Raw genomic sequence first — 6817 nt, forward strand, 5'->3', positions numbered from 1 at the left:
CCCGCTTCGCATCCCGAACCGGGCGGCAGCCTAGCCTATCGCCGGCCCGGCTGCAGCCGACGCAGCACCAGATGCTTCAGGGCCGGCGGGATATGGCCCGGCGACGGCCAATCCACGGCCAGGCCGAGGGCGGCGCATTCGGCCGCGATCTGGCGCCCGTTCTCGTAGCGGATCTGGCCGAGCCGCGGCAGCGCATCGGCACGGCGGTGGTCGAACGGGCGGCCCGACTGGGCCTCGCGGAAGCCGTGGTGGAAATCGGGATGGCTCAGCACCCGCCGCGCCTCGGGCCAGTGCCGGGCCCGGCGCGTGGCGACGTCGGACGGGTCCCTCACGGCTGCAGGTCGACCAGCGCCGCCCGGCCGCCGGCATCGCCCGCCGCCAGCCAGCGCCCGTCGGGGGAGAAGGCCAGGGCCTCGACCGGGGCGCCGTTCGGCCGCAGCACCGGCACATAGCCGCTGCCGTCGAGCGGCATCAGCGCGACGAAGCCGTCCTTGGCGCCGGCGGCCGCGACCGGCAGCTGCGGATGCGCCGCCACCCGGGTGATCGGCACACCGCGGGCCCAGCCGCTTTCGCTGGCGGTGCCGCCCATCGGGCCGTCGCGGCCGGTGAAGCGCCAGGACACCACGCCTTCGGAGCCGGAGGTCAGCAGCGCCTTGCCGCCATCGGCCCAGGCCAGCGACCGCGGCTTGGTCGGATAGCCCGGCATCTGCATGTGCACGCCGTCCGACAGGCGCCAGGCGTGCAGCGCCTTCTCCTGCATCGCCGAGACGACGAAGCGCGACCGCGGATGCCAGACGACCGCCAGATGCGCCCCCTGCCATCCATACAGCTTCGCGGCCCAACTGCGCTTCCGAGGCGACCAGACGGTGACGCCGCCGTAATGCGCCGCGGCGACGCGCTGGCCGCGCGGGTCGAAGGCGGCGCTGTCGAGCCCGGCCGGGCCCTGCAGCCGAGTCACCGGCGTTCCGTCCGCATCGAACACCAGCACCTCGCTGCCGGCGACGGCGAGGCGGCGCCCGGTGGCGGGTGCGGCGTCGACGGCGCTGATCCAGCGGCCCGGTACGGCGGCGATCTCGGTCGCCGTCCCGTCCGGCGCGGTGCTGACCAGGCGGCCGTCGTCGCCGCCGCTGAGGAAGCCGCCGACGACATCCGGCGCCAGCGCCAGCACGGCGCCGCGATGCGCCGGCACCGCCTCGGACTCGGATGCGTCGGGCGATGCCAGCCGGATGGTGCCGTCACCCAAACCGAAGGCGAGATGCCCGGCCGCGTCGAAGGCTGCGGCGACCACCGGCGCCGGCCAGGCCCAGACCGTGCCCCTCTCCTCCGCCAGGGCGCGCGGCGGCAGCAGCAGGCTCATGCGGCGGCGCAGCCCTCGAAGCCGGCACGCAGCACACCGGCATCGAGGTTGCGACCGATCAGCACCAGCCGGCTTTCGCGCGGCTGGCCGGGCCGCCAGGCCGGCGCGAAATCGCCCTCCTGCAGCATGTGCACGCCTTGGAACACGAAGGGCCGGTCCTCGCCGGCGAAGGCCAGGATGCCCTTGCTGCGCAGGATGTCGGCGCCGCGGATCGCCAGCAGCATGCCGATCCAGTCGACGAAGCGCCGGCCGTCGAGCGGCCGGTCGAGCCGGAACGAGACGCTGCCGATGCCCTCGTCATGCTCGTGATGATGATGCCCATGGCCGTCGAGCAGGTCGGGATCGAGCTCCAGCAAGCGGTCGAGGTCGAAGGCGCCATTGTCCAGCACGGTGCCGAGATCGGCATCGCAGCGTCGGGTCCGCAGCAGCCGCGCCACCGGGTTGATGGCACGCAGCCGCGCCTCCACCGTGGCCAGCCCGGCCTCGTCCGCCAGGTCGGTCTTGTTGACCAGGATGGTGTCGGCGAAGGCCACCTGCTCCTCCGCCTCGTCGCTATCGGCCAGCCGCGCCTCGATGTTGCGGGCGTCGACCACGGTGACGATCGAGTCGAGGGCGGTGCGCTCGCGCACCTCGTCGTCGACCAGGAAGGTCTGCGCCACCGGCGCCGGGTCGGCCAGGCCCGTGGTCTCGACCAGGATGCGGTCGAAGCTGCCGGCCCGCTTCATCAGCCCACCGATGATCCGGATCAGGTCGCCGCGCACCGAGCAGCACAGGCAGCCATTGTTCAGCGCGAACACCTCCTCGTCGACGCCGACCACCAGGTCGCCGTCGATGCCGATCTCGCCGAACTCATTGACGATCACGGCGTAGCGCCGGCCATGCGCCTCGGAGAGGATCCGGTTCAAGAGCGTGGTCTTGCCGGCGCCGAGAGTGCCGGTCAGCAAGGTGACGGGGATGCGGGACATGGGGAGCCTCGGGCTTCAGGAATTTAAATGTTATTATATAACATAATAGAGATGCAAGCCTGTCGCCCTCGGCCGGTGGGATGCTATGGACGGACTCGCATCCGGTCGCCACCCCGGCATCGCGCCCCAGAATCGCCCAGATTCTCCGCGAGGGACGTTGCCGGGCGGCCGATCTGCCGTCCCGTCATCCGAGGACCGACATGCCCGTTCCCGCCCCGTCCCGCCGCGCCTTCCTGCATGGCTGCGCCGCCGGCCTGTCCCTGGCCCTGATCCGGCCGGCGCTGGCCCAGGATTCGGAGACGCCGCCGCCGCTGGGCTTCCGCGAGCTGGCGGACGGCATCTGGCTGCACACCAGCTGGCGGAAGGGCGACCAGGGCTGGATCCCGTCCAACGGCCTGGCCGTGATCGGACCCGAGGAGGTGCTGCTGATCGACGCCGCCTGGACGCCGGCCCAGACCGTGGCGCTGCTGGAGCGGGTGGCGGAGGCCGCGCCGAACCGGCCGGTCAACCTGGTGGTGACCCACGCGCGTGACGACCGGCTGGCCGGGCTGGCGGCAGTGCATGCCCGCGGCGGTTGGTCGCTGGCCCGTGACGAGACGGTCAAGGAGGCGGCCGGCGCCGGCACGATCCAGCGCAGCTGGAGCGGCGAATCGACCACCATCACCGGCGGCGGCCGCGCGATCGAGCTGTTCTATCCAGGCCCGGCGGACACCCGCGACAACACGGTGGCCTTCCTGCCCGACAGCGCCGTGCTGTTCGGCGGCTGCATGATCCGGGGGGCCGAGCAGGCCAATCTCGCCGCTATCCCCGACTCCGATATCTGTCGCTGGCCGCAATCGGTCGAGGCGGTGATCGCCCGCTACGGCAAGGCGGCCAAAATGGTGGTGCCGGACCAGGGCGAGCCCGGCGATGCCGGGCTGCTGTCCCACACCCACCGGCTGGCCAAGGCCGAAGCGGCGAAGAGCTGCAGCCCCGCCGGCTAGGCCAGTTCCCAGGAAACGATCAGGCGCTGTTTCTGCCTCTCCCGTTTACGGGAGAGGTCGGAGACGCGCGGCGGCTCCGGGTGAGGGGATTTTGTCGAGGCCGGGACCAGCCCTCACCCGGTTTCGCTACGCGAGCCCGACCTCTCCCGCCAAGCGGGAGAGGTAAAACCGGCTGCAGTCGGCGGCGAACCAGGCCTTAGCCGGCGGCGGCCACCGCGTTGGCGGCGCAGTCGCGGCAGCGGCCCAGGATCTCGATGGTCCGGCTGTCGGCGACGAAGCCGATCCGCCCGGTCCAGGCCTCGATCAGCCCGTCCACCGCGGCGTCGGTGATCTCCTCCACCCGGCCGCAGTCGCGGCAGATGGCGAATTGCGCCGGATGGGTGTGGTGGTGGTCCGGCCCGCCGCACACCACATAGGCGTTGAGCGATTCGATCCGGTGCACCAGGCCGCGGTCGAGCAGCCCCTTCAGCGCCCGGTACACCACCGGCGGCGCGGTGATGCCGTCGCCCTTCATCTCGCGGAGGATGTCGTAGGCGCTGGCCGGCTCGGCACTGGCCCGCACCAGGTCGAGCACCCGCGCCTGCCAGTGCGACAGCCCGGCGCGCGGGGGCCGGCCGCGCCGGGCCGTGCCCGTCGCCGTCTTCGATGCCGTGGCGGCCTTGCCCTTCGGCGCCGCGCCTTCCAGCTTCTGACTCATGCGTCGAGTGATAGCATGCGGCATCCCCCGAACGCCACGCCCCCGGCCGATCTTGAAACCGACCGGTCACCCCCCATTTCCTATTGAACGAGAGTGGGGATGCCGCGTGGGCCCCGCTCCGCAGGCGCCGAGGAATCGGGCCGCCCGAGCCGGGGGTTCCGGCAGCTCGCTCTCAGGAGGAGTGACCATGACGCGGGTATCGCTGTTCAACAGCCCGCTCCTGCTCGGCTTCGAGCAGTTCGAGCGGACGCTCGACCGGATCGGCAGGACGCCGAATGACGGCTATCCGCCCTATAACATCGAGCAGCTCGGCGAGGACCAGCTGCGCATCACCCTGGCGGTCGCCGGTTTCACCGATGCCGACCTGACGGTGCAGATCGAGGACAACCAGCTGGTGGTCCGCGGCAAGCAGACCGACGACAAGGAGCGCATGTTCCTGCATCGCGGCATCGCCGCCCGCCAGTTCCAGCGCGCCTTCGTGCTGGCCGAGGGCATCGAGGTGACCGGGGCCTCGCTCGACAACGGGCTCCTGAACATCGATCTCCGCCGGCCGGTGCCCGAGACCAAGGTCCGGACGATCGCCATCAACCGCTCCGCGGCCAAGCCCAACGGCAAGACTGCGATCGACGTCTCGACCGACGTCGAAGGGTGAACCGAAACCGTGGTGACCATCATGAACACCAATGCCATTCCGACCTTCACCCAGATGTCGCCGACCGATTTCGCGGCGATCGGACTGAACCAGATCGCCTTCGTCAAGCCGGTGGTGGTCGAGGGCGAGCCCGCCTTCGCCGTGCACGGCGCCGACGGCACCCCGCTGGCCATGGTCAAGGACCGCGACCTCGCCTTCGCCGTGGTCCGCCAGAACGACATGGAGCCGGTCAGCGCCCACTGACCTGCGCTCTGTCCGATGATCTGACGCGAAAGCCCCGCCGCTGGCGGGGCTTTTCTATTTCACCGCCCCGGCGGTCAGCCCGGCGATGAACCATCGTCCGACGATGCCGAACAGCAGCACCACCGGCACCGTCGCCAGCGTCGCTCCGGCCAGCAGCAGGCCCCAGTCGATCTGGTACTGGCCGATGATGCCGGCGAAGCCGACCGGCAGAGTGCGGTTGGCGTCGGACAGGATCAGCACCGAGGCGAACAGATATTCGGTCCAGCTGGCGATGAAGGCGAAGATGGCGACGCTGGCGATGCCGGGCGCCGCCAGCGGTACCATGATCCTGAGCAGGATCGCCAGGCGCGAGGCGCCGTCGATCAGCGCCGCCTCCTCCAGCTCCACCGGGATCGAGGCGAAGAAGCTGCGCATCATCCAGATGGCGAAGGGCGAGGCGAAGGTGACGTTGACGATCACCAGCGCCGCCGGGGTGTCGATCAGCCCGGCCTGCGACATCATCCCGTAGAGCGGGATCAGGATCAGGATCCCCGGGAAGGCATAGGCCACCAGCACTGCCCGGAACAGGAGGTCGCGCCCGGGGAAGCGCAGCCGATAGAAGCCGTAGGCGGCCAGCACCGACAGCACCACGGTGATCGCGGTCGAGCCGAGCCCGACCACCAGGCTGTTGCCGAGATAGCGCGGATAGTCCGAGGCGCCGAGCAGCTTGTCGAAATGCCGCAGGGTGAAGCTGTGCGGCAGCAGCGTCGGCACCCGGGCGATGATCTCCTGCGGCGCCTTGATCGCGCCGGTGGCGATAAACCAGAAGGGCAGCAGCACGATGACGGCGAGGCCGAGCAGCCCACCGCCGATCGAGAGGCGCTGGCCGAGGCCGCGCCTCATGCTTCACCCTTCGGCGCCAGGGCCCGGGTCAGCAGGACGGCCAGCGCCATCAGGAGCAGGCTGACCAGCACCGACATCGCCGCTGCCTGGCCCAGCCGATAGGATTTGAACGCGGTCTCGTAGATCAGCACCGGCAGGGTCTGGGTGGCGCCGGACGGGCCGCCCGCCGTGGTCAGCCAGATGATGTCGAAGACGTTGAAGGACAGCAGCGTGCCGACCACGCCGAGCACCAGCATGGTCGGCTGCAGCAGCGGCCAGGTGATGCGGCGGAAGCGCTGCCAGGGGCCGGCGCCGTCGATCGCCGCCGCCTCGTAGAGATCGGCCGGTATGCGTTGCAGCCCGGCCAGCAGCATCACCGCGACGAAGGGGAACCAGCGCCAGGAGTTGATCACGACCAGCGACGCCATGGCGCTGCCCGGCCCGGCGAAAAAGCCGACCGGTCGATCGGTCAATCCCAGCGACACCAGCAGATAGTTCACCACCCCGCCGGAAGTGCCGAGCAGCCAGCGCCAGATGATGACGACGACGATGGTCGGCACGATCCAGGACAGGATCACCCAGACCCGCACCAGCCGGGCGCCGCGGAAGCGCTGGTTCAGCAGCAGCGCGGTGCCCAGCGCCAGCAGCGTCTGCAGCACGGCGTTGCCGGCGACCCAGACCAGGCTTCGCCCCAGCGCCACCCACAGCCGGGCCATGCCCAGCACGTCGACATAGTTGCCGAGCCCGACGAAGCCGCCATCGGAACCGATGATGCGGATGTCGCGCAGGCTGAGCACAACCGCGGCGCCGAGCGGATACAGGATGGTCGCCGCCAGCCACGCCAACACCGGCGCCACCATCAGCCCCCCGGCGATCGCCTCGGACCGGTTGCGTGTCCGCGTGGACCTCATCGGCCGGCGCCCACCGGATCCATGCATCTCCAGCTCGACGCCGGTGCTGGAGCTGTGCAACCGGAGAGATCGTTGACACTATAGACCGGATACATCGTTGACAGGTTTCCGGTGTTGTTGAGAGCGCTGATCGCGGCCGCCCCGGCCG

At 70.6% G+C, this 6817-nt stretch carries 9 protein-coding genes; 3 read left to right on the forward strand and 6 right to left on the reverse strand.

Features of this window, described 5'->3' with window-relative positions; translation table 11 throughout:
• Positions 1 to 35: 35 nt before the first annotated feature.
• From AAHM41_RS22920 to AAHM41_RS22930, 3 genes are read right to left on the reverse strand one after another with little or no spacing between them, the layout of a single operon-like run.
• The gene (locus tag AAHM41_RS22920) at positions 36 to 332 is read right to left on the reverse strand and encodes a hypothetical protein (protein WP_342238902.1); all 297 of its coding nucleotides are present in this window, start codon (positions 330 to 332) and stop codon (positions 36 to 38) included.
• Positions 329 to 1357 (reverse strand): WD40 repeat domain-containing protein, encoded by a 1029-nt coding sequence (locus AAHM41_RS22925; protein ID WP_342238903.1) that lies wholly within the window; start codon positions 1355 to 1357, stop codon positions 329 to 331. Before AAHM41_RS22925 ends, AAHM41_RS22920 begins: the two co-directional genes overlap by 4 nt.
• On the reverse strand, positions 1354 to 2322 hold the full coding sequence (locus AAHM41_RS22930; RefSeq protein ID WP_342238904.1) for a CobW family GTP-binding protein: 969 nt from the start codon (positions 2320 to 2322) through the stop codon (positions 1354 to 1356). The genes AAHM41_RS22925 and AAHM41_RS22930 overlap by 4 nt, the downstream gene beginning before the upstream one ends.
• Before the next feature lie 200 nt (positions 2323 to 2522).
• Here AAHM41_RS22930 and AAHM41_RS22935 point away from each other — a divergent pair, with 200 nt between their 5' ends.
• The gene (locus AAHM41_RS22935; protein ID WP_342238905.1) at positions 2523 to 3305 is read left to right on the forward strand and encodes an MBL fold metallo-hydrolase; all 783 of its coding nucleotides are present in this window, start codon (positions 2523 to 2525) and stop codon (positions 3303 to 3305) included.
• A 196-nt stretch (positions 3306 to 3501) separates the two neighbouring features.
• On the opposite strand, the gene AAHM41_RS22940 is transcribed toward AAHM41_RS22935, so the two are convergent.
• Complete coding sequence (locus AAHM41_RS22940; protein WP_342238906.1) at positions 3502 to 4002, reverse strand: Fur family transcriptional regulator; 501 nt, start codon at positions 4000 to 4002, stop codon at positions 3502 to 3504.
• A gap of 187 nt (positions 4003 to 4189) precedes the next feature.
• On the opposite strand from AAHM41_RS22940, the gene AAHM41_RS22945 reads away from it, so the two are divergent.
• Together AAHM41_RS22945 and AAHM41_RS22950 are read left to right on the forward strand one after the other, a co-directional pair.
• On the forward strand, positions 4190 to 4654 hold the full coding sequence (locus tag AAHM41_RS22945) for an Hsp20 family protein (protein WP_342238907.1): 465 nt from the start codon (positions 4190 to 4192) through the stop codon (positions 4652 to 4654).
• Positions 4655 to 4675: 21 nt separating this feature from the next.
• Positions 4676 to 4897, forward strand: a complete 222-nt coding sequence (locus AAHM41_RS22950) for a DUF1150 family protein (RefSeq protein WP_342238912.1) — start codon at positions 4676 to 4678, stop codon at positions 4895 to 4897.
• Positions 4898 to 4951: 54 nt separating this feature from the next.
• Here AAHM41_RS22950 and AAHM41_RS22955 read toward each other — a convergent pair whose 3' ends face one another.
• Together AAHM41_RS22955 and AAHM41_RS22960 are read right to left on the reverse strand one after the other, a co-directional pair.
• The gene (locus AAHM41_RS22955) at positions 4952 to 5779 is read right to left on the reverse strand and encodes a carbohydrate ABC transporter permease (RefSeq protein WP_342238908.1); all 828 of its coding nucleotides are present in this window, start codon (positions 5777 to 5779) and stop codon (positions 4952 to 4954) included.
• Positions 5776 to 6669, reverse strand: coding sequence for a carbohydrate ABC transporter permease (locus AAHM41_RS22960; RefSeq protein WP_342238909.1), 894 nt, complete (start codon positions 6667 to 6669; stop codon positions 5776 to 5778). The genes AAHM41_RS22955 and AAHM41_RS22960 overlap by 4 nt, the downstream gene beginning before the upstream one ends.
• Between the last annotated feature and the right edge of the window lie 148 nt (positions 6670 to 6817).

Source organism: Inquilinus sp. OTU3971, assembly GCF_038440215.1.